This is a genomic window from Glutamicibacter sp. 2E12, from assembly GCF_050030965.1.
Lineage (GTDB): Bacteria > Actinomycetota > Actinomycetes > Actinomycetales > Micrococcaceae > Glutamicibacter.
This window is the reverse complement of record NZ_CP188297.1, coordinates 3,721,382-3,742,622: the sequence shown is the minus strand read 5'-3', so window position 1 is coordinate 3,742,622 and position 21,241 is coordinate 3,721,382. Positions and strand designations below refer to the sequence as shown.

21 protein-coding genes are annotated in these 21,241 nt (G+C 63.7%); 13 read left to right on the top strand and 8 right to left on the bottom strand.

The window, feature by feature from the left end; translation table 11 throughout:
- Positions 1-32 precede the first annotated feature (32 nt).
- The 4 genes from ACP3TE_RS17785 to ACP3TE_RS17770 form a co-directional block, all read right to left on the bottom strand.
- Positions 33-995, bottom strand: a complete 963-nt coding sequence (locus ACP3TE_RS17785) for a hydroxymethylglutaryl-CoA lyase (protein ID WP_426734566.1) — start codon at positions 993-995, stop codon at positions 33-35.
- Positions 992-2,233, bottom strand: a complete 1,242-nt coding sequence (locus ACP3TE_RS17780; RefSeq protein WP_426734564.1) for a CaiB/BaiF CoA transferase family protein — start codon at positions 2,231-2,233, stop codon at positions 992-994. Before ACP3TE_RS17780 ends, ACP3TE_RS17785 begins: the two co-directional genes overlap by 4 nt.
- Positions 2,234-2,258: 25 nt before the next feature.
- A complete protein-coding gene (locus ACP3TE_RS17775; protein WP_426734562.1) occupies positions 2,259-3,680 on the bottom strand; it encodes a GntP family permease in 1,422 nt (473 codons plus the stop codon).
- A gap of 259 nt (positions 3,681-3,939) precedes the next feature.
- Positions 3,940-5,646 carry an AMP-binding protein gene (locus ACP3TE_RS17770; protein ID WP_426734561.1) on the bottom strand — a complete coding sequence of 569 codons (1,707 nt, stop codon included), beginning with the start codon at positions 5,644-5,646 and terminating at the stop codon, positions 3,940-3,942.
- A gap of 755 nt (positions 5,647-6,401) precedes the next feature.
- Between ACP3TE_RS17770 and ACP3TE_RS17765 the strand changes: the two genes are divergently transcribed.
- The 3 genes from ACP3TE_RS17765 to ACP3TE_RS17755 all read left to right on the top strand — a co-directional run bounded on the left by ACP3TE_RS17765 (position 6,402) and on the right by ACP3TE_RS17755 (position 8,387).
- Positions 6,402-6,650, top strand: coding sequence for a type II toxin-antitoxin system Phd/YefM family antitoxin (locus ACP3TE_RS17765; protein WP_133833449.1), 249 nt, complete (start codon positions 6,402-6,404; stop codon positions 6,648-6,650).
- A gap of 8 nt (positions 6,651-6,658) precedes the next feature.
- Positions 6,659-6,853: a Txe/YoeB family addiction module toxin gene (locus ACP3TE_RS17760; protein ID WP_426734559.1), complete on the top strand. Its 195-nt coding sequence runs from the start codon at positions 6,659-6,661 to the stop codon at positions 6,851-6,853.
- 664 nt (positions 6,854-7,517) lie between these two features.
- Positions 7,518-8,387: a VOC family protein gene (locus ACP3TE_RS17755; protein ID WP_426734557.1), complete on the top strand. Its 870-nt coding sequence runs from the start codon at positions 7,518-7,520 to the stop codon at positions 8,385-8,387.
- A gap of 78 nt (positions 8,388-8,465) precedes the next feature.
- Here ACP3TE_RS17755 and ACP3TE_RS17750 read toward each other — a convergent pair whose 3' ends face one another.
- Both ACP3TE_RS17750 and ACP3TE_RS17745 read right to left on the bottom strand, forming a co-directional pair.
- Positions 8,466-9,257, bottom strand: a complete 792-nt coding sequence (locus ACP3TE_RS17750) for a CatB-related O-acetyltransferase (protein WP_105661203.1) — start codon at positions 9,255-9,257, stop codon at positions 8,466-8,468.
- A 78-nt stretch (positions 9,258-9,335) separates the two neighbouring features.
- Positions 9,336-11,144 (bottom strand): glycosyltransferase, encoded by a 1,809-nt coding sequence (locus ACP3TE_RS17745; protein WP_426734555.1) that lies wholly within the window; start codon positions 11,142-11,144, stop codon positions 9,336-9,338.
- Positions 11,145-11,502: 358 nt separating this feature from the next.
- On the opposite strand from ACP3TE_RS17745, the gene ACP3TE_RS17740 reads away from it, so the two are divergent.
- On the top strand, positions 11,503-11,631 hold the full coding sequence (locus ACP3TE_RS17740; RefSeq protein ID WP_426734553.1) for a hypothetical protein: 129 nt from the start codon (positions 11,503-11,505) through the stop codon (positions 11,629-11,631).
- A 119-nt stretch (positions 11,632-11,750) separates the two neighbouring features.
- Here the strand turns inward: ACP3TE_RS17740 and ACP3TE_RS17735 are convergent, their stop codons facing one another.
- Positions 11,751-12,758, bottom strand: coding sequence for an ABC transporter substrate-binding protein (locus ACP3TE_RS17735; protein ID WP_426734551.1), 1,008 nt, complete (start codon positions 12,756-12,758; stop codon positions 11,751-11,753).
- Between the two features lie 253 nt (positions 12,759-13,011).
- Here ACP3TE_RS17735 and ACP3TE_RS17730 point away from each other — a divergent pair, with 253 nt between their 5' ends.
- The 3 genes from ACP3TE_RS17730 (at position 13,012) to ACP3TE_RS17720 (ending at position 16,811) form a co-directional block, all read left to right on the top strand.
- Complete coding sequence (locus tag ACP3TE_RS17730; RefSeq protein ID WP_286134219.1) at positions 13,012-13,959, top strand: FecCD family ABC transporter permease; 948 nt, start codon at positions 13,012-13,014, stop codon at positions 13,957-13,959.
- A complete protein-coding gene (locus tag ACP3TE_RS17725; RefSeq protein ID WP_105657727.1) occupies positions 13,956-15,011 on the top strand; it encodes a FecCD family ABC transporter permease in 1,056 nt (351 codons plus the stop codon). Before ACP3TE_RS17730 ends, ACP3TE_RS17725 begins: the two co-directional genes overlap by 4 nt.
- 63 nt (positions 15,012-15,074) lie before the next feature.
- Complete coding sequence (locus tag ACP3TE_RS17720) at positions 15,075-16,811, top strand: hypothetical protein (RefSeq protein WP_426734549.1); 1,737 nt, start codon at positions 15,075-15,077, stop codon at positions 16,809-16,811.
- 46 nt (positions 16,812-16,857) lie between these two features.
- Here the strand turns inward: ACP3TE_RS17720 and ACP3TE_RS17715 are convergent, their stop codons facing one another.
- Entirely contained in the window at positions 16,858-17,487 is a 630-nt protein-coding gene (locus ACP3TE_RS17715; protein ID WP_426734547.1) for a LysE family translocator, read from the bottom strand.
- Between the two features lie 250 nt (positions 17,488-17,737).
- Between ACP3TE_RS17715 and rpsP the strand changes: the two genes are divergently transcribed.
- The 6 genes from rpsP (at position 17,738) to lepB (ending at position 21,189) form a co-directional block, all read left to right on the top strand.
- A complete protein-coding gene (gene rpsP, locus ACP3TE_RS17710) occupies positions 17,738-18,148 on the top strand; it encodes a 30S ribosomal protein S16 (protein WP_105657730.1) in 411 nt (136 codons plus the stop codon).
- Between the two features lie 2 nt (positions 18,149-18,150).
- Positions 18,151-18,393: an RNA-binding protein gene (locus tag ACP3TE_RS17705; RefSeq protein WP_038991490.1), complete on the top strand. Its 243-nt coding sequence runs from the start codon at positions 18,151-18,153 to the stop codon at positions 18,391-18,393.
- Positions 18,394-18,547: 154 nt separating this feature from the next.
- Entirely contained in the window at positions 18,548-19,090 is a 543-nt protein-coding gene (gene rimM, locus ACP3TE_RS17700) for a ribosome maturation factor RimM (RefSeq protein ID WP_332489220.1), read from the top strand.
- Positions 19,091-19,093: 3 nt separating this feature from the next.
- Complete coding sequence (trmD, locus tag ACP3TE_RS17695; RefSeq protein ID WP_105657732.1) at positions 19,094-19,918, top strand: tRNA (guanosine(37)-N1)-methyltransferase TrmD; 825 nt, start codon at positions 19,094-19,096, stop codon at positions 19,916-19,918.
- Positions 19,919-20,168: 250 nt separating this feature from the next.
- On the top strand, positions 20,169-20,528 hold the full coding sequence (rplS, locus tag ACP3TE_RS17690) for a 50S ribosomal protein L19 (protein ID WP_332489221.1): 360 nt from the start codon (positions 20,169-20,171) through the stop codon (positions 20,526-20,528).
- Positions 20,529-20,541: 13 nt separating this feature from the next.
- Positions 20,542-21,189 (top strand): signal peptidase I, encoded by a 648-nt coding sequence (gene lepB, locus ACP3TE_RS17685; RefSeq protein ID WP_426734544.1) that lies wholly within the window; start codon positions 20,542-20,544, stop codon positions 21,187-21,189.
- Positions 21,190-21,241: the final 52 nt, after the last annotated feature.

Sequence of the window (21,241 nt, the reverse complement as noted above, 5' to 3'; positions counted from 1 at the left end):
GAGAGCCGCGGCGGCACCAGGCAGCAGCGGCACTAGAGGCTGGTGCCGCAATCCGGGGTGGCATCAGAGGGGATCACCCAGGCAAAGGCATCTGCCTTGGAACGCGCCCCCTGGGCCGACTTGGAACGGTTCGGCTCGCCCAGCTCCTGCAGCAAGGATTCGGACAGCCCGACGAGCCCGGCAAAGCGCTGCGGCGTGAGCCATGGCGGCTGGGTGGCGAACAGGATGTCCTCGCTGGAAGTGTTCCCGCTGGCCCCGGGGGCGAAAGGACAGCCTCCCAGGCCGCCGAGCGCTCCATCAACCAGGGTGGCTCCTGCCGAAATGGCTGCCAGCGTATTGGCAACACCCAGCCCCCAGGTATCGTGGCCGTGGAACACGATGCGCCGTTGCGGGGTTTCGCCGCGCACCCTGGAAATGAGCGAGGCGACCTGTGCCGGAACCGCTTGGCCCAGGGTGTCGCAGATGACGATGTCGCAGGTGCCCTCGGCCCGTGGATCATTGGCGATCTCCAGCACGCGCTCGGCGGGGACCTGCCCCTCGAAAGGGCAGGTGAACGAGGTGGCCAGGCACAGCTGGATGCGCCCGCCGGCTTCCTGGGCATAGCGCACGGCTTCTGGCAGGGCGGCGAGGCTCGCCTCCGTGCTGCGCCCGATATTCGCCTGGTTGTGCGCATCGGAAACAGAGAGGCAATACTGGAAGTTCCGGAGGCCCGCCTTGGCCGCCTTGGCCACATGCCCCGGGGTCGCCACCCAGATCCAGCAGCGTTCCAGCTCGTCGGGGCGCAGCCCCCGGGCAACATCGAGGGTATCGGCCATGGGCGGCACCAGGTCGGCACGCGCCATGGAGCCGAGCTCGATTTCCTGGACTCCGAGCCGGATCAACTCGCGCACGGTCCTGATTTTCTCCGGGGTGCTCAAAAGCTTCCCGGTTAGCTGCAGCCCGTCACGCAGCGTGACGTCGCGCAACGCGGCCGCGGGGGTGAATGAGTAGCTCACGCGATATTCCTTTCGCCAGCCGAGGCTTGCGCAATTTGCGCATCGGTCATTCCCAGCAATCCGCCCAGTACCTGTTCGGTATGCTCCCCGAGGTCGGGGCCGAGGTTCCGAATGGGCAGAGAGGTGCCTCCCATGACCGGCACGATGCCGGGGAAGCCGACACCTTGCAAGGTTTCCTCGCCGGTGGAGACATCCAGATGCTGGATCATGTTCCGGGAGATGTATTGCGGCTCGTTGGCAATGTCCTTGGCGGTGTAGATCGGGCCGGCAGGAACTCCTGCCGCATCGAGGATGGCCAGGGCCGTGTTCGAATCCACGCTTGCGGCCCATTGGCCAACGGCGGCATCCAGCATTTCCCTGGCCTCCCAACGCTGGGCATTGCCCTGCAGCCGCGGATCGGCCCCGAGCTCCGGCCTGCCGATGGCTTCCATGTAGCGGCGGTAGATCCCGTCACCGTTTCCGGCGACCACAATGCTGGCCCCATCGGCGCAGACATAGGCATTGGATGGCGCAATGCCTTCCATGCGTCCACCGGTGCGGGTCCGGGTTTCGCCGTAGGCGCCGTGGTCCGGGAGCAAAGATTCCATCATGGAGAACATCGCCTCGTGCAGCGCCACATCGATCACGCGATGGTCCAACCCGAGGGAGGCCTTGTCCCCGCGCGCCATCTCCCGCTGGTAGAGCGCCATCACCGCGCCGAACGCGGCATACAGTCCGGCAATGGAATCGCCAATCGATACGCCGACACGAACCGGCGCGCGATCTGGATCGCCCACCAGATTGCGGAAGCCGCTGAAGGCTTCGGCCACGGCGGCAAAGCCCGGGCGCTCGGAGAGTGGCCCGGTCTGGCCGAAGGCCGAGATGCGGGTGATCACCAGGTCCGGATTCACGGCGCTAAGTTCTTCGGGGCCCAGGCCCCACTTCTCCAAGGTGCCCGGACGGAAGTTTTCCAGCAGCACATCGCAGTGCTTGGCCAGTTCCAGCACGGCCTCCCGGCCGGCGTCGCTGCGCAGGTCCAGGACGATGGACTTCTTGTTGCGGTTGATCGTCCGGTACAGCATCGAGACGCTGCCCTTCTTGAGCCGCCAATTTCGCAGCTCGTCCCCGGTTCCCGGGCGTTCCACCTTGATGACTTCGGCGCCGAAGTCCGCCAGGAGCCGGCCTGCAGTGGGGGCGGCAATGTAGTTGCCCAATTCGAGAACGCGGACACCCTTCAATGGGGCGATGTGCTCTGACATGTTCTGCCGTTCCTTTGCTGTCGCGCTAAATGAAGATGTTGAGGATCATGACCATTCCAAGGGCCACGATGGATGCGACCGAGACGCCTACGCTGACGGTCTTCAGCGCACCGCGCACGGTCTGCCCGAACAACGACTGCAGGAGCCAGAAGGTGTTCGAGGTGACATGGACCATGAACAGCGCGCCGGAACCTGCCGCCAACGCGATGAGCACCGGGTCGATGCCCAGGCTCGGGGCGATCGGTGCCAAGAGGCTTGCTGCAGTAATTCCGGAAAGGGTCACCGAGCCAACGGCAATGTGAAGCAGGGCCGCGATGCCCCAGACCACTACCAGAGGTGCAACGGTGCTGGCCGAGAAGAACTGGCCCATGATGTCGCCCAATCCAGCCGTGGAAACCGTGGCTGCCAAGGAGCCGCCGACGCCGGTCAGCAGCAGGATCTGCCCGCTTTCCCTGAACCCGCTGGCCACGCCGCGGTCAATCGCCTTCTGGCCGATGGTGTAGCGTGCCACGGCAATCGTTCCGACCAGGCCGATGAGCAGGGCAACTACCGGATTGCCGACCAGCTGGATCCAGCTGGCCTCATAGCCGAGGATTTCGGCCAGCGCGCCGCTGGCGATGAGCAGCAAGGATGCGAGCAGCGGCAGGAAGAGCAGGAACAGGGGCGCCTCGCGGCGCTGCCCGGTCTGCACCGCGGTGGCCGCCGTGGTTGTTCCGGCGTTGCCGGTGCGTGCCGCATCCTGGCCGGTTCCTTCGCCGCGCTCCAGCTTGCGGGTACCCGGTGTCGGCTCGTCTTGCGCCAGCAGCTGCTCATCGCTCTCGGCTTTCCAGAAGCCGCGGTCGAAGAAGAAGGACATGATGGCGACGGAAATCAAGACCGTGGGCACGACGACCAGCAGGCCGAAGATCAGCATCTTGCCCAGGGGAACCTCAAGCATGCCGGCCAAGGCGACGGCGCCGACGCCAGGGACCATGAGGACGATGCCGACCTCGCCGGCGATGGCCATGGCCGTGGCAATGCGCGCGGTTCCGTGCTTGCCGATTTTCGGCGCCATGCGCCGGGCCAAGGGGGCCGCGATGACCAGCAGCACATCGAGGAAAATGGTCTGCAGCGCGGTGCTGACAGCCAACGCCATGGTGTAGGGCAGCCGTTTGGGGCCGAAGGTGTTCAGCAGGTGCTCGACCAAGCGGCGGATGGCCCCGGTCTCATTGAGGATGGAACCCATCAGCACGCCGAAAGCCACCAGCAGTCCGACTTCCACCATGATGTCGCCGAAACCCTGGGTGATGGTCTCGATGGTCTTGGTGACTCCCAAGCCGGTGGATAGGCCCAGGTAGAGCGAGCCAATGACCAAGGCGATGACTGGGTTGACCTTGAATCTCACGATAAGCACCACGGTGGCAAGCACGGCCACCGCGGTATTTATCAGAATCGCGATATCGGACATGTTGGATCCGTTCTAGAGGAATCGGGGAGCAGTGTGACATAAGCCACGGCATGAGAACTCATAGTATGAGTGTCAGCTCACGATGTAAACTATTGGCTTCTTGAGCGGGAAACCTCTGGAAATAAACCCGCAGCGAACCCTGGCGGCTTGACGCGAGGAAGGGGAGTGGCGATGGGCTGGCGAAAGTTTCGAGGGAAGAGAAAAATCCAGGGCGCCTGCCGAAGCCATGTCCGGAAGGCGCCCTGGATGCTGGAGGTCTCTACCCCTTGAGATTCGGGAAGTCGGTGTCCCTGTATTCGGTGCCCGCCGGGGCGCCGGCGCGGTGCCGGTCCTCTTCAGCCTGGCGCAGCTCCACCCGTCGGATCTTGCCCGAGATCGTCTTGGGCAGGTCCGCGAATTCCAGCCGGCGGATGCGCTTGAAAGCCGAAAGGTGCTCGCGGCAGTAGGCCAGGATGGATTCGGCCAATTCCGGTCCGGGCTCATGCCCGCCGGACGCGACGATGTAGGCCTTGGGCACCGTGAGCCGCAGCTCATCCGGTGCTGGAACGACGGCCGCTTCGGCCACGCCCGGATGCTCAATCAGAACCGATTCGAGTTCGAAAGGGCTGATCTTGTAGTCGCTGGATTTGAAGACGTCATCGGCGCGCCCCACATAGGTCAGGACGCCGCGTTCGTCCCGCTCGGCGATATCCCCGGTGTGGTAGACCCCGTCCCGGAAGACCTCATTGGTCTTTTCCTCGTTCTCGAAATAGCCCTTCATCAGCCCCAGCGGGCGCTGGGCGGTGACCAGGCAGATCTCGCCCACATCGCCTTCTTCCCCGGTGGCTGGATCGCGCAGCACGATCTCGTAGCCGGGCATCGGGCGTCCCATGGCGCCGATGGTGATGGGCTCTGCGGGTGGATTGGCGATCTGCACCGTGGTTTCGGTCTGCCCGAACCCGTCGCGGATCACCTGCCCCCAGGCCTTGTGGACCTGGTCGATGACCTCTGCGTTCAGCGGCTCGCCGGCCGAGACCAGTTTCTGCGGCGGATGCTCCAGTGCACCGAGGTCGGCCTGGATGAGCAGGCGCCAGACGGTCGGTGGCGCGCAGAAGCTGGTGACCTGCTGGGCGTCCATCTGGTTCATCAGGGCCACTGGATCGAAGCGGTCGTAGTTGTAGATGAAGACCGTGGCTTCGGCGATCCACGGGGTGAAGAAGTTGGACCACGCGTGCTTTGCCCAGCCCGGCGAGGCGACGTTCAGGTGGACATCGCCTGGTTCGAGGCCGATCCAGAACATCGTGCTCAAGTGCCCGACCGGATACGAGGTATGCGTATGCTCGACCAGCTTGGCCTTCGAGGTGGTGCCGGAGGTGAAATAGCGCAGCAGCGTTTCATCGGCGCGGGTCGGATGCTCCAGTGCGAAGGCCGCTTCTGCCGCGGACGACTGGGAGTAGTCGAGGATGCCAGCCGGCGGCTGCCCGCCGATCTGGATGAGCGTGTAATCGCCCGGCACCGATTCGAACTTGGGGATTTCGCCCTCGTTGGTGATGACCCATTGGATATGGCCGCGGGCAATGCGGTCGGCCAGATCGGTGGGCGTCAGCTGCGTGGTGCAGGGGACCATGACCGCACCCAGCTTGATGCCTGCAAGCATCGATTCCCAAAGTTCGACTTGGTTGCCCAGCATGATGGCGATTGAATCCCCGCGCTTGATGCCCTGGTCGCTGAGCCAGCGCGCAAGTTGGGTGGACCGGGTTGATAGTTCGGCCCAGGTCCGCTGGGTGCAGCTGCCGTCGGATTCGGCGATGACCAGTGCTGGGCGCTCGGAGCGCTGCGGATCCCGGGCGACGTGGTCGAACCAGTCGAAGCCGAAATTGAAATGGGTGAATTCCGGCCAGGTGAACTCGGCGCGAGCCTGGTGGTAATCCTCCCTTAGCTCCAGGAGACGGTCACGGGCTGCTCTGAATTCTTCGGTAACGCTCACAACTAACCTTCCGTAGCTCTGGGTAAACCACCAAAACCCAAGGTGAGGTGGATCACCAGTCAATATACTTGGAAGTCCTAGCGAGTGGAAGATCGCCACCGATATAAAACCGGGCCACCCCATGATTGCTGTGCGAAGTCGGACTGAATTCCGGTCCCTGGTTACGTCGTGGCCAGAGCCCAGCTAGCAGTTTGTTCCCGATATCCCGTCTGCAGCCGCGGCGTGTGGCCTTGCATTATTTCTGGGGTCCGACTGCCCGGACGCAGGCTTCGTCGTTGTTGGCCTTGAGGTCTTCGGCCAGGGCTGTTAATGCTGCATTTCCAGGGCAGTGGTTTTACCGATCCTCGCGGATGCAACCCGTACGCCGGGGCAATGGCATGGAATGCAGTGGCTGCAGTGTGGCCCGGGGCCGCTGCGGAATCTGCCTGATCGGCGAGCTCGTCTGCCTGTTCCATTGTTGTCGCATCAGTGGTTTCGCTTGCGACCGGAGTAGTTGAAGCGGGTAGAAACGTGCTGTTGATTGATCTGGATCCACGAGCAGTCCAGACCTATCCTCTATTAAGTGCCGACCAAGAAATGGGACTGGGTGACCCATGGTTAAAGCCAAGCGGCTTTGTCCGGGCAGCCCATTTTCCGTGAAATCTGAGTATCAACTGCGATGCCCCATGGAAGCAGGGATCGGGTTGCACTTGGGGATAGAGTCTCTCGAAGACGGCTAGAAGTTGCACCATATCCAGTACTGACCAAGGAGGGGCATGGCAATCACAGCGAGTGAGGCGCGCCGCGATCTTTTCGGCTTGATCGAACGAGTCAATCTTGACCATGCCGAAGTGGAGATCTTGTCGAAGCGCGGATCTGCAGTCCTCATGTCTAAAGATGAGTATGACTCTCTGGTGGAAACGAGCTACCTTCTGCGCTCGCCGAGGAATGCGCTCCGCCTGCTTGCTTCGCTGGAAGCGGTACGCGGTAGCCAAGTGTCCGAGCGTGGACCTATTGATCCCTGAGTGAAAGATTGCTGACCTGGACGGCTGCCGGCTGTGAAGACTATTTCCACTGGCAGACCCAAGATCGCAAAACGCTCAGGCGTATCCATGCGTTGATTGAGGCTGTGCTGCGCTGTGACCCATTTGAGGGTATTGGCAGGCCTGAACTGTTGAGGCGTACCCTGGCTGGCGCGTGGTTGCGCCGCATTGATGAAGCTAATTGACTGATCTATATTGCCGATGATCGCGCGGTGGCAATCCTGCAGGCCAGATACCGTTAGTGAACGGTTTCAAGCATTCGGTCGCCTGGCAGGCACGCGTTATCGCGGCGCTTCGAGGGGAACGCGCGGGCGATATCCCTATTGATGGGCAGATCGCTTCCAGGGACGGCCGCAAGGGTCCGGCACGCATGGTCCGTGCAGGGCACGTTGTAATCCCAAGCTGACTCTTTGTCTTGCCGGCAGGGCGTGCTCAAGATATTCGGCAGCCGCTGGCCCGAGGCATTTGACCCCATTGCCCGGGTGAATGGCTTCGGGGATGTCGATGTTCAGCAGCTGGACTCGAGTTTCTGCGCCCGCCACCTTGGCATCCATGGTGTCGCCATCGCCATCGGCAACCCGGGTGGCCGTACCGCGATTCTCCGATCCGCCACTGCTGGTGAGTTCTATGGCACTGGCAAACAGCGACCCTGCCGCCGCAAGGAAATCCGGATGGCCTTCGTAGTTTTTGCAGCGGGGTTCTTGGTGTGCGAGCAGGGGAGGCTAATGCCATCCCTGGAACAGAATTCGCTGTGATCGGCTGAACATCCCAATTTCATTGAAGCATCAAGTAATTTGCGATAGGCTGTTAATCAATAAGGAATAGATGCACTTGGAAAAGGAGCTTGCCATGTCAGTACTCCAGCAAGACAAACTAGCGGCCACCACCCACATGAACGCAGTCCAGCTCAAGGTCGGCGACATGAAAACCATGAGCGAGTACTACCAGAAGGCCCTGGGCCTTGAAGTGCTGGCCGAATCAGCCGAAGGCACCCGCCTGGGCCGCGGAACCCAGGAACTGGTCAACCTGCAGAACGCGCCAGGACTGCAGCTCCCATCGCGCAACGAAGCGGGCCTGTTCCATACCGCGCTGCTCTTCGACACCAAGGCTGATCTGGCTGCGACCGTCCTGTCGGCAGCCCAGTTCGACCAGAGCCGCTTCGTGGGCAGCTCCGATCACCTGGTATCCGAAGCGTTCTACTTCACCGACCCGGAGGGCAACGGCATCGAGCTGTACTGGGACCGCCCGCGCGATACCTGGAGCTGGAACGGCGGCGAGGTGGCCATGGACACCATCTACCTGGATCCGAACAAGTTCCTCAATGAGCACCTGACCGAGCAGTCCATTGCCGGACAGCGCAAGGCCGCCGCGGATGTAGGCCACGTGCACCTGCAGGTGGGCGATGTCGCAACCGCCCGCCAGTTCTACGTCAGCACCCTGGGCTTTGACGAAACCACCACCCTGGGCGAGCAGGCACTGTTCGTCTCGGCTGGCGGGTACCACCACCATATGGCCATGAACGTCTGGAACTCGCGCGGAGCCGGCCCGCGCAAGGACACGCTGGGGCTGGGTGAAGTGCTGATCAACGTCCCGACCGAAGAAGAAGTGGGCAAGCTGGCCGAGCGGCTGGCCTACGCCAAGGTGGCAAACCACCACACCGGAGCCGAACTTCGCTTCCGGGACCCTTGGAACAACGAACTGCGCGTCGCCGTAGGCTAACGCGGAGACAACGCACCGAGGCTTCATTGCCCCCGGGCGCTCGCCGAATCGGCGAGCGCCCGGGGGCACTTCCTGTCTTCACCCGGTTCCGGTGCCCAGGGCCTCCAGGTGCTCGGCAATGGTCTTGGCGGTCAAGGGCCTCGTCTGGAATGGCCGCACAGTCCCTGCCTCGGCCTGCTCGAGCACCTGCTGGGCGAAGGCGGCCGGGTTGGCCACGTCCAGGTGGGTCAGGTTCTCCGGGGCGTACTGCCACCACTGCGATGCTTGGAGGGCCTGGACGGTCGGCGCATCGAAGCGGTCGCGGATCTTCTTGGCCGGCAGGCCGCCGACCACGGTGTACGGCTCGACGTCGCTGGTGACTACGGAATTCGAGGCGATGACCGCGCCGTCGCCGATGGCGACCCCATGGCCCAGCGTGACCTTTTCGCCGATCCATACATCGTTGCCGATGGAGATCTTCCCCGGCGTGTAGCCGTACTTCGTCGTGCCCAGTTCCGCGCCGTGATCAGCCGCGTAGGTGCGCATCAGCAGCCGCTGGTTGTAGAACACCGGGCTGGTCGATGCCCACTCCAGGGGGTGCTTGGCTCCCATGACAGTCATGCCCTTGGCGATCGAGGTGAACCGTCCGACGCTGATGGCCTTGTTGAGCTTTGAATGGGTGTAGGAGAACGCGCCCATGCGCGGAAGGGCTGTTCCGCTGGTTCCCCAGAAGGTGGTGTAGGGATCCAGCGCGAGGTCTTCCTGGTAGCTGATCCACGCCTCGGGATTGCAGGTGCTTCCGGTGTCCTGGAAATCCTTCATGCCCGGAACCGTCATCAGGATCCGGTGGCTTTTGAGCAGCGGTCGCAGTTGGGACATCTGAATTCGCATGCGATCGACTTTATGGGACCGGACTTGGAGAATTGTCAGCAAGTCCCGAACGCGCGCTGGATGCGACCTGCTGCCCGGCTACTGCTTGGGGCGGAAGGAGAGGTTCTTGTGAGTGGTGAAGTACGGCAGGATCATTGTTTCGGGCAGACCCAGGCGCTTCATTTCCATGGCCTTGCCCACGCGCAGGCGCAGGTTCACGTCCACCGCTGCATCCTGGTCCTGGGTTTCGCCCAAGAGCTGCGGTTCCACATCGAAGACCGCCAGCTGCTCGTCCACACTGCTGCTGGCCACGGCCGCGATTTCTTCCTTGCTGTCCCGATTGACGAAGACCAGCTCGAAGGTTGCCGGTTCGGGCAGGTCTTCGACGTGGGCCCGATGCTCCACCCGCACCTGCAATCCCTGGCCGTCAGGGAAGTCGACGCCCCGCAGTTTTGCTTCGAAATGCGGGACGCGGTTCTTCGCGCCGAGCTTCTTGAGCATCTTGGCTATGGACATGGTGTCCTCCCAAAGTGAGACTAGATCGCGGGCTTGGTACTCGCTGGCAAAAGTGCGGGCCTGCTGCGACATCCGGGCGGCCAGGGCGGGATCGTCCATGAGCTGCTGCACCCGGTCGGCCATGGCCTGGATATCGCCATGGCGGACCAGGAAGCCGTTATGCCCGTCGGTGATGCTGTCGGCTGGGCCGAAGTTGATGTCGAAGGACACCGGGATGCATCCCTGGGCCTGGGCCTCGAGGATGACCAGCGCCTGGCCCTCGTTGGTCGAGGTGAATAATTGGGCCGTACAGGAAGCGAAGTGGCGGGGGAGCTGGTCGGAGTAGCCGTGGAAGATGACCGACTCGCGCAGGTCCAGCTCGGCGGCCCGTTCCTCCAGCGCGGCGTGTTCGCTGCCCTCGCCCACAATGTGCAGGGTTGGCCGCTTGCCGCGAAGGGCCAGCTCGTGGAGGACATCCAGGGCGGCGGAGACGTTCTTGTTGGGGGTCAGCGAGCCGGCAACAATGAGGTCGGTCGAGCTGCGTGCCGGCACAGGTGGCTGCACCACTGCGGGGTTCAGCGGGTTGGGAATGACGAATGCCGAGTCTGCTGCGCCGAAGCGGTCGACATAGGCCTGGCGCTGGGAGTGGGTCAGGAAGACAAAAGCATCCCAGTTGGAGCGTTCTTCGATGATGGGTTCGTGGCCCTTGGAGAGCTGGCCGCTGGCAAGGTCCTGCCCCTTGGCCACATGGATGCTGTGGAACGCGAACACCTTGGGCGCATGCACCGGTTTCCAGGAAGCGAGCATGGCCGCGGTGTACTTGCTGTCGATGACCACCAAGGAGTTCGGGTGGTCGACGATCTGCGACAGCCAATGGCGGTAGAAAGCCGCCGCGCTGGGGAAGCGCGCCACCAGGGTTCCGTTGCGGTCAAAAGCCTCAACGATGCGGCGGGCCTTGCCGTCATGGAACTTCATATCGGACAAGAAGGCGGTGCCATCGGCCCGGTAGTACGTGGTCTTCTTGATCCCGCCTTCGGGGCCGGCAACGCTGTGCTCGCAGAACAAGGCGGCGCCCTGGCCAGAGTGGTGGACGGACTTGCGTACCGTGAAGTCCAGGCAGGCCGGTTCGGCCTTCCGCTCGGGGATGCTGGCCTGCGGCTGCAGGTCATGCTCCGCCAGGTGGAGGTAGGGATTGAGCACCCGGACCTTGGGCGAAAGCTTGCCGCGCTCGACGAGTTCCTCGACAATCTGCGGGAGCTGTTCGTTGGGGCCGAAGGTCACCACCGCGGCAGAACCGTGCCGCTGGGCGAACGCGGCCGCGCGCTGGGTGCAGACGGTGGTCATCCCGCCGAATTCGCGCTCGAGCTTCCACGTGACCATGTAGGCGTCCAGCTGCTGTTCCCTGATATCCACGGAGAATGATCCTTAGTTTGACCACGGCAAAGTTAATTTCGCGCGAGGATATGCAGTTCCTCGCGCCACATTCCAGACTACGCGGTGAAGCTAGGCGGGCGCTGGGAAGACGCCGTCGTGTCGGTCTCGATTTCCCTGGCCTGCACCGCAAGGCTGGCCCAGCGGCCGAAGAGGCGGCCAACGCGGATTCGAACGTATCTTCGAAAACTCCATGGCGCTCGCCGAGCGCCGTGGGGGAATCGCCGGGAAGGCTCCAGCCCTTGCTCTTCGGTGCGAAACTTCCTATGGTTCAGGTTATGGGGTACTCTCCCCACACTTGTTGGAGGCGCAGCGCGTCTCCGGTAAAGGACGGCACGTCATGTCGAGCAAATCCCCACGCAAGGGCGAAGCGAAAAAACCAAGCAAGAGCATCAAGGAAAAGCGCGCTGAGAAGCGGCTGAAGCACGCGGAGATCGCTGTCGATCCGGTGCGCAAAGCTGCCAGGTAACCACTGATTGGCACCGGTTCCCGCGCACGGAGCCGGTAAATGAATCGAGTCCCTGCCTACGGCGAATGACGCCGGGCAGGGACTTCGAGTATTTTAATTGCCGGTATTCCGGGCGCCGCTTAGGGCAGCTGCGGGTCGACCTCGAAGTGCTCGGCCACCTGGGTGATGACCTCATGTGCGCCCTGCAGCGAAACCGAGGAGAGGAAGATCGAGTCGTCGACCTGCATGACCTCGCCTTCCAGCTTCTCCCACAACGGGTTGGAGGTGAACTTGTCTTCCTGGGCGCGCGACGCGTCGCCCTCGGCCCCTTCCGGGGCCCAGGTGGACTGGAAGATCACTTCGGCGTCGGCCTTCAGGATTTCCTCCGGCGACAGCGGCACGAAGATCGACTCGGTGGTATCCGGGGCATCCTCCGGGCGCGGAACGCCCATGTCCACCATGATCTCGCCGATGAACGAATCGGTGGCGTATAGGCGCGCGGTGTCCTCGCCGGCGAAACGCACCAGAGAGTAAGTGGTCTCGGGCTTCTTCGCGAGGATTTCCTTGCCCACCGCGGCGGCGCGGGCCTCGTAGTCAGCCACGGCCGTTTCCGCCTGCTCCTTCTTGCCCAGGGCCTCGCCCAGCAGCACCACGTTTTCCTTCCAGGTTGGTCCGGTGGACTCGGAGAAGATGGTCGGGGCGATCTTGTTCAGCTGGTCGTACATGGCGCCCTGGCGCACGTCGGCGGAGATGATCACGTCCGGCTCGGTGGCCAGCAACTTTTCCAGATCCGGTTCGGTGATGGTGCCGACGTTCACGGCTTCGTCGGTCTGCTCGGTGATGTCGCCGAGGTACTCGGGGAAGGGGTTGTTGCCCTTGCGGTATTCGGTGTAGGCCACCAGCTCGGCTCCCAGCAGCATGGCGGCATCCACGTAGGAAGGGTCCAGTGCGGCGACGCGCAGCGGGCGTTCGGCCAGCTCGGTGGTGCCGCGGAAGTGCTTGATGGCCGCCGGGAAGCTGGAATCGGCTTCCGCGGTGGCGGCGGTTTCTGCCGGCTCGGTGCTCGGGGAGGAGCTGGCGCAGGAGGACAGGGCCAGGGCGGCCGCGGCCAGGGCGGCGCTCAGGGCGAGAATGCGGGGAGTGTGCATGCGAGTGCTTTCCATGAAGGTGATTGACTAATTAGCGCATGATGTATTTTTGCTTGCCCCACTTAGGCAAGGGTAAGCTTAGCGCGCGAGAAGAACAGTAGCATGGATCCGGCCGTCCCGGTCAAGATCCTGCGACATCATTGCTTCGCATATCCTGCACGCACCCGCCGCGCACTCCGCGGCCCGAGAAAGGCCACCGACCATCGACCGCACCACACCGCGCATCAGCTCGCTGCTGGCCCTGGCCGCCGGCGTGGGCGCCGCCATCGGGCTCAGCCTGTGGATCGGCAGCACCACCTCCAGCTTCGCCGAGCTGCGCCACGCGCTGCTGGCCCCCGACGGCCAGGTCAGCGACATCGCCATCCGCGAGATCCGCTGGCCGCGCACCGTCACCGCGCTGGCCGCCGGCGCCGCTTTGGGGATGGCCGGCACGCTGATCCAGGGCCACACCCGCAACCCGATCGCCGAACCCGGCCTGCTGGGCATCAACCAGGGCGCGGCCCTGGCCATCGTCTCGGTCGCCGCTTTCACCGGTCCGTTGCCGGCGTGGACCCAGGCGCTGCTGGCCCTGGGCGGAGCGCTGCTGGCGGCCCTGGTGGTCTTCGGCATCGGGCGCATCGACGGGCGCGGGGGATCGCCCATCACCTTGCTGCTGGTGGGCGCGGCGGTCACCGCGCTCTGCGCCGGAGTGGTCTCGGCCATCGTGCTGCTCAGCGAGGCCGCCCTGGAAACCCTGCGCTTCTGGCAGGTCGGCTCCGTGGTCCAAGGCTACGAATCCTTCTTGTCGCTGTGGCCGCTGCTGGTGGCCGGCACCGTGCTGGCGCTGGCCAATGCCCGCGGGCTGAACGCGCTGACCCTGGGCGAGGATTCCGCCCGCAGCCTCGGGGTCACCGCCCTGCATGCCCGCGGGCTGGGGCTGGCGGCGATCGTGGCACTGTCCGGGCTGGCGGTCACCCTGGCCGGGCCGATCGCCTTCCTGGGCCTGCTGGTACCGCATATTTCGCGGCGCATCTTCGGCGCCGACTACCGCTGGGTGATTCCCGGCTCGGCCCTGTGCGGCGCGCTGCTGCTGTGCGTGGCCGATGTGCTCGGCCGCATGCTGGCCCGCCCCGGGGAACTGCCCGTGGGCGTGGTCATCGCGCTGCTCGGCGCGCCCTTCTTCATCTACGTGGCCCGGCGCCGCAAGGCGGTCACCGTATGAGCGCCCCGGCGATCCGCACCCCCGCTTCCGCGGTGCGCGCCCGGCGCGCTGTGGCTACCGGCCTGATCCTGCTGGCCGTGGCCCTCGCGGCCTTCTGCCTGCACCTGGCCATCGGGGGCACCCCGATCGCGCTGGGCGATGTGGTGGCCACGCTCTTCGGCGCGGCCCCGGATCCGCGCACCGAGCTGTCGATCATCGAGTTCCGGCTGCCGCGCAGCGTGGCTGCGGTGCTGGCCGGGGCCGGCTTCGGAGTGGCCGGGGCGCTGACCCAGAACGTGGCGCGCAACCCGCTGGCCAGCCCCGACATCCTCGGGGTGACCAACGGCGCGGCCCTGGGCGCAGTGGCCGTGTTGGCCCTGAGCGTGCACGCCGGCGGGCGTTCGGAACTGCTGGTGCACTACGGGCTGCCCATCGCCGCGACCCTGGGCGGCTTGCTGGTCTCCGCCCTGGTCTTCGCGCTGGTCTGGCACAGTTCCCTGGAAAGCAACCGGCTGGTGCTGGTGGGCCTGGGCTTTTCCGGGCTGTGCGCCGCACTGACCTCCTGGATGCTGACCCTGGGAGAAATCTACAACGCCCAGCAGGCGCTGACCTGGCTGGCCGGGACCATCAACGCGATCTCCTGGGCCGACCTGGCCTTCGCGCCGGCGGTCATCGCGCTGGGACTGGCCGCGGCCGCACTGCTGCGCAACCAGCGCGAGGTGCTGGCGCTGGATTCGGATACCTCCCGCGCGCTGGGCATGAACCTGGGGCGCGACCGGGTCCTGATGCTCGGCCTCGCCTCGCTGCTGGCCATCGCCGCGACCGTGATCGCCGGGCCGCTGGCCTTCGTTGCGCTGGCCAGCGGGCATGCCGCGCGGCTGGTGGCCCGCGGCACCATCCCGCCGGTGCCCCATGCCGCGCTGATCGGGGCGATCTTCGTGCTGCTGGCCGACCTGGTTGCGGCCCGGGCTTTCCCGGTGATCCTGCCTGCCGGGGTGGCGACCGCGGTGATTGGCGCCCCGTACCTGATCTTCCTGGTCATCCGCCAGTCCAAGGTCCGCCAACGCGGCTAGCGGCTTATCCACAGTTGGCGATGGCTGCCAGCTCGGTCCTCTGGCCGCGCCCATGATGGGTCCATGGGCATCCACCAGCTAGCCGCAGCGATCCAGGTCCTGCGCGAATCCATCACCGGGTCGCTCCCGCGCGGAGCGACCCAAGTGCTCCTCGAGCTGATGGCTTCCTGCTGCGCGCTGCTGGCCAAGCTCTCCTGCACCCTGCGCGAGTCCGATGACCCGCGGGTGGCGGCGGGGCATGCGCGGCTGATTGAAACGCTCTACCGCTATACCCTGCGGGAGCAATTGCACTGCGCCATCCATCTCGAATCAACCGGCGCCCACCTGCTGGAGGACGATGAGCTGGCGGCCGTCGCCGAATCGCGGACCAGCTACGACCGCCCTGCCCGCCAGCATTCAGGCCGCGCCCACTACCAGAACACCGGCGACTTCCTGGCCAGCTGGCTGGGGATCAACGCCCATGAGGGGCAGCACCGGGTGAATGACGCGCACCTGCTCATCGCCCGGCGCCTCATGGATGGCAGCACCGCCGCGCCGCGCTTGTCCCAGCTGGCCAGGCTCTACGCCGAAGCGCCGGACCTGGACCCGAGGCTGATTGCCCGCACGGCCCGCGCACTGGACAAATTCGAGCCGGCTGACACGAGCTTCCAAGGCCGGCCGCTGGAACCGGCCGCCCGCAATGAACAGGGCCAACTGCTCGATCACCAAGCCGCGGCCCTGCTGCAGGAACCTGACCGTGCCACCCGCGAGACCCAGCTCGCGGCAATGCTTTCCGCTGAGCGCAAGGCCCGCAAGCAAACCAGGAACCCGGCACCCGGAATCTATCCGCGAGGCACCGTGGGCGACTGCGACAAGTACGAGCTCTACATCGCCGGGACGCAGCGCGAGGAATTCCGCTCCACCCTGGCCCAGGCCGATAATCCGCGTACCAAGGCCGGCAAAGCCGCCCGTGCCGCCGAATCCGGTTCAGGAGCTGCACCTGATGATGGCCAGAACGCCTCAGAGGACCAGCAGGAAGCGGATCCCGGGGCAAATGCCGGGCAATCAGCCACCGATGACCTGTTCAGCAGCAAGGAACCACCACCGCCATGGGCCCAGGACGGGCAAGAGGAAGAAGAATCCTTGTCAGGAGCCCAGCAACAACGAGACAAGCTTGTTGAAGAGCAGGAAACGCGCGGCGCAGGCGGAGCAGGTGAAGGCCTCCAAACGTCCCTGCTGCTTGGCGATGGGGAGGTTCCGGTGGCCCAGCGCCGGCTCAACGCACTATTGGCCGCGCTGAGAGGGCGCACGGCAGGTGCCGCGCCCAATGGAATCATTCCAAGGATCGGCATCCATATCCAGTTGCGCGATCCGCAGGATCTTGGAGATCCGGCCAAGCTTCGCGCCACCTCCGACCACGGGATGAAACTCGATTCCGCGGACACCGCACAGCTGATCTGCCAAGGCGAGATCTACCGGGTGGTCTTCGGACCCGATGGGCAACCGCTGGATGTAGGACGCAAGGAACGCTTCTTCACGGATGCAATGAAGCGCGCAATTTTCGCCCGCGACCGCGGATGCATCGTCCCGGGATGCACCGCACCGCCTGAAATGCTCGAATACCATCACGACAACTGGTGGGAACGTGGCGGGTGCACTTCATCGCGCAATGGCAGCTGCCTGTGCCGGAGGCACCACCATGCCATTCATGCAGGATTGCTGACCCTGGTTACCGTTGGGGGACTGGCGCACATCCTGCTGCCCAAGCACCTGGACCCGATGCAGGTACCGCGAAGAAACAGTGTTCCGGTGGCCGCCTGAGCACCCGGAGCCGCGAACTGCTGCACCTGCCGGCGTGGCCAAGATGCTATGGGCTCGAGAGCGCAACTTTCAGTCCGAACCCGATCAGCACTGTCCCGGTGATCCGGTCCATCCAGGACACCGACTTCGCTGAGCCCAGCCAGCGGCCAGCGATCCGAACCCCGTACACCAAGGCCACTGCCCACACCAGGGTCAGTGCAACATGCACCGCCGATAGCCCCATGCCCATGAGCAGGGCGTTGGTGCCCGCCGGGGTGAATTGCGGGATCGCGGCGATATAGAAGACGCCGATCTTCGGGTTCAGCACGTTGGTCACCAGCCCGGTCAGGTAGGTTCGATACCTGCTGTGCGGTACCGGGACTCGGATCGTTGCCAACTGCTTGCCCCGCAGGCTCCGATGGATCATCTGCCCGCCCAGGAACACCAGATAGGCTGCGCCGGCATAGGCCAGCACCTGGTAGGCCAGGGATGAGGCGGCCAGAATTGCCGAAGCTCCCGCGGCCGCGGCCACACCCCAAACGAATACTCCCGTGCAGATCCCCAGCGCCGCCAGCAGCGCTTCACCGCGTCCCCGGGCAATGGCCGATCGCAGGATCAGCGCGGTATCGACACCCGGAATCAACGTCATCAGGGCGGCAACTATACTGAAACCCAGCAAGGCGGAAGCAACGGTCATGCACTCAATGCTAGAAGCTGCAGCTGGGCGCAGGCCCCAGGGTGAGCAAGCTCATGATCTTCGCCCGACGCGCGGGGCCAATTAGAGTTGGCCACCGCGCACGCTCTCTGGCATAATTGCAGGGTACTCGATTCGCAGTGGCCCCTCTCTCCGCTATGAGTCCTGTCCTTTTAGAATCCGACCAGTAAGGCCTGCCCCACAGGTGCTAAAAATTGGATTCGACCATGTTGAGAAACAGGAGACCACAAAAGTGGCCGTAAAGATTCGTCTGAAGCGCTTCGGTAAGATGCGCGCACCTTTCTACCGCGTTGTCGTCATGGACTCGCGCGCTAAGCGCGATGGCCGTGCCATCGAGGAGATCGGCAAGTACCACCCAACCGAGAACCCATCGGTTATCGAGATCGATTCGGATCGTGCACAGTACTGGCTGTCCGTTGGCGCTCAGCCAACCGAGCAGGTACACGCACTGCTGAAGATCACCGGTGACTGGCAGAAGTTCAAGGGCATCGATGGCCAGGAAGGCACCTACAAGGTTGCCGAGCCTAAGCCAGCATTCGTTGCTCCCGACAAGGGTTCGGTGATCCTCCCAGAGGCAATCACCAAGAAGGCTGAAAAGCCAGCTGCTGAAGAGGCAGAGGCCGAAGCTACCGAGGCTGAGTAACAGTGCTCGTTGACGCGCTAGACCACCTGGTACGCGGGGTTGTCGAGGAACCGGAAGACGTCAAGGTCGCCTTGAAGTCCACCCGCCGCGGCGACCTGCTCGAAGTACGTGTGAACCCTGAGGATCTCGGTCGTGTGATCGGACGCCAGGGACGCACCGCACGAGCACTGCGCACCGTAATGGCAGCGTTGGCCAAGGAGCCGGTACGTGTCGATGTAATCGACACCGACCGTCGCCGAGGCTAAGCAACTTAGAGGTCTGGCTTTTAAGTTGGCTTCGAAACGAAAGGAGTTTCCGTCCTAACTAGTGACGGAAACTCCTTTCGTGTTTACCCCTAGAATTTCCATTCCAGTCTCCCGGCACACGCCACGGAACACAGTGCAGAAAGAGCAGCAGACTATGCGATTGCAGGTTGCCCGCATCGGCAAGCCCCACGGCATCCGTGGCGAAGTCACCGCCCAGGTCATGACCGACACCCCGGAAGAGCGCTTCACCGCTGGCGAAGAACTCATCGTCGTCGACGGCCCGGTCAAGACGCTGACCATCGCCAATGCGCGCTGGAACAAGACCATCCTGCTGCTCTCCTTCAAGGAAATCGCCGACCGCAACCAGGCCGAAACCCTGCGCGGCGCGCGCCTTGAGATTGAAGTTTCCGACCAGCCGGAAGACGACTCGGACGAATGGTACGAGCATGAACTGCTGGACCTGAAGGTCATGCTCGATGGCGAGCAGGTCGGTACCATCACCGCACTGCGCACCAACCCCGCCCAGGACCTGCTGGTCTTCGAAGACGCTGACGGCCAGGAGATCTACCTCCCGTTCGTCGACGAATTCGTCCCGGAGATCGATCCGGAAGCCGGCATCGTGGTCATCACCCCGCCGGCAGGCCTGCTGACCTTGAACAGCGATGAAGACGGCAGCGACGAAGAGGGAAATAAGTAAGCCATGCGTCTTGACGTCATCTCGATTTTTCCTGAGTACCTCCAGCCGCTCTCGCTTTCGCTGATCGGCCGCGCCGCCGAAGACGGCATCCTGGATCTGAACGTCACCAACCTGCGCGACTTCACTGCCGACAAGCACCGCAAGGTCGACGACACCCCGTACGGTGGCGGCGCCGGCATGGTGATGATGCCGGAACCATGGGGACAGGCACTGGACGCGGTGCGCCCAGCCGATGCTGGCGGCCCCAAGCCAACCCTGATTGTCCCTTCGCCTGCAGGCGCCGTCTTCAACCAGCAGATGGCCTACGACCTTGCCGAGGAAGAGCATCTGGTCTTCGCCTGCGGCCGCTACGAAGGCATCGATGAGCGCGTCATCGAATACGCGCACGAGAACTTCAACGTCATACCCGTATCCATCGGCGATTACGTGCTCAACGGGGGAGAAGTGGCCGTGATGGTGATGGTGGAAGCCATCGCCCGGCTGATCCCAGGAGTCATCGGCAACCCGGAATCGCTGGTAGAAGAATCCCACTCGGATGTTCTGCTGGAATACCCGGTGTACACCAAGCCGGCCTCCTGGCGCGGCCGCGATGTCCCCGAGGTGCTGCTCGGTGGCAACCACCAGCGGGTGGGACGGTTCCGCCGCGACGAGCAGATCAAGCGCACCGCAGAGCGTCGCCCCGACCTGATCACGCAGCTGGATGCCGAGAGCCTGAACCGCAGGGACCGCGATGCCCTGTGGCACAGCGGATTCGCGCTCGTTGACGGTGCCATAACCCCCAAGTCCGAATTGGACTGGGCTACCGGCGCTGGCACCGAGAGCGACTAAGAGTCCAAAATCACTCGAAAGCCATTTCGGACAAACTCGCATCGGCTTCGCGGATACGGCATAATTGTTTCTTGGTGTGTTTTTGTTCGACTCCTGCCGCAGGGGGAAGTTCGAGCCACAGAAGACCACCGCACCGTTTGCTAGAGGCAATCGGTGGTACAACGTTCCGGGGATTTCACTGGTTTCGACCGGTGTCGGGCCCCGCTACGAGGATTCGGTGACCTGCGGCATTGATCCTAGGAGATGCACTATGCATATTCTTGACTCTGTTAACGCAGCCTCGCTGCGCTCCGACGTTCCAGCCTTCGGCCCAGGCGACACCCTGAAGGTTCACGTCAACATTATCGAAGGCAAGAACTCCCGTGTTCAGGTCTTCCAGGGCTACGTCCTTGGTCGCCAGGGCCAGGGTATTGGCGAGACCTTCACCGTTCGCAAGGTTTCCTTCGGCACCGGTGTTGAGCGTACCTTCCCAGTTCACTCCCCAATCATCGAAAAGATTGAGGTTGTGACCAAGGGTGACGTTCGTCGTGCAAAGCTGTACTATATGCGCGATCGTCACGGCAAGGCTGCTCGCATCCGCGAGAAGCGCGACTTCAGCGCAAAGAAGTAATCTGCGTTCTTCAATGAACCGGATTGCACGCACTGAGCGGGCAACAATGAAGCGCCGGGCCTTTTCATGGGTCTGGCGCTTCGCTGTACTCGCCATCATTCTTGGTCTGCTAGCCGCCATCGTTATTCGCGCCACCCTGATCGACGTCTTCCATATCGAGTCCAACTCCATGGAATCCACGCTCAATCCTGGCCAGAGCATCGCCGTAGACCGCCGCGCTTACTCGGATGCCGATCCGCAACGCGGAGACGTCATCGTCTTCGATGGCCGCGGCTCGTTCCTGCCCTACGCCAAGGCCAGCTTCGCTGATGATCTGCTGGGGGCGTTCAGCCTCACCGGGAGCAGCAATAAGTACGTCAAGCGCGTCATTGGTGTTGGGGGAGACACCGTGGAATGCTGCAGCGCCGATGGGCGACTGCTCGTCAACGGCGAGCCTGCAGACGAGCAGTACATCTTCGCCGGGGATGCTCCGAGCGAACAGAAATTTTCCGTAGAAGTGCCGATTGGCCGCTTGTGGGTCATGGGCGATCACCGCTCCACTTCCAAGGATTCGCGGGCATTGCTGGGCGCAAGCGGCGGCGGAATGATCAGCGTCGAGCGCGTCACCGGCAAAGCGACCGAGGTGATTTGGCCGCTCGATCAGCGTTCAGCAATCAGGTGACACGCCGTAACAACCGGCGATTTTGATAGCGCCAGATGGGTAGAACTACCCA

Bases quoted from the DNA above. Each gene is read 5' to 3' on its own strand.
- trmD (WP_105657732.1), top strand. From the start codon at position 19,094: ATGCGTCTTGACGTCATCTCGATTTTTCCTGAGTACCTCCAGCCGCTC.
- ACP3TE_RS17725 (WP_105657727.1), top strand. From the start codon at position 13,956: ATGAGCGCCCCGGCGATCCGCACCCCCGCTTCCGCGGTGCGCGCCCGG.
- rplS (WP_332489221.1), top strand. From the start codon at position 20,169: ATGCATATTCTTGACTCTGTTAACGCAGCCTCGCTGCGCTCCGACGTT.
- ACP3TE_RS17775 (WP_426734562.1), bottom strand. From the start codon at position 3,680: ATGTCCGATATCGCGATTCTGATAAATACCGCGGTGGCCGTGCTTGCC.
- lepB (WP_426734544.1), top strand. From the start codon at position 20,542: ATGAACCGGATTGCACGCACTGAGCGGGCAACAATGAAGCGCCGGGCC.
- rimM (WP_332489220.1), top strand. From the start codon at position 18,548: ATGCGATTGCAGGTTGCCCGCATCGGCAAGCCCCACGGCATCCGTGGC.
- ACP3TE_RS17755 (WP_426734557.1), top strand. From the start codon at position 7,518: ATGTCAGTACTCCAGCAAGACAAACTAGCGGCCACCACCCACATGAAC.
- ACP3TE_RS17750 (WP_105661203.1), bottom strand. From the start codon at position 9,257: ATGCGAATTCAGATGTCCCAACTGCGACCGCTGCTCAAAAGCCACCGG.
- ACP3TE_RS17720 (WP_426734549.1), top strand. From the start codon at position 15,075: ATGGGCATCCACCAGCTAGCCGCAGCGATCCAGGTCCTGCGCGAATCC.
- ACP3TE_RS17780 (WP_426734564.1), bottom strand. From the start codon at position 2,233: ATGTCAGAGCACATCGCCCCATTGAAGGGTGTCCGCGTTCTCGAATTG.
- ACP3TE_RS17765 (WP_133833449.1), top strand. From the start codon at position 6,402: ATGGCAATCACAGCGAGTGAGGCGCGCCGCGATCTTTTCGGCTTGATC.
- ACP3TE_RS17715 (WP_426734547.1), bottom strand. From the start codon at position 17,487: ATGACCGTTGCTTCCGCCTTGCTGGGTTTCAGTATAGTTGCCGCCCTG.
- ACP3TE_RS17740 (WP_426734553.1), top strand. From the start codon at position 11,503: ATGTCGAGCAAATCCCCACGCAAGGGCGAAGCGAAAAAACCAAGCAAG.
- ACP3TE_RS17735 (WP_426734551.1), bottom strand. From the start codon at position 12,758: ATGCACACTCCCCGCATTCTCGCCCTGAGCGCCGCCCTGGCCGCGGCC.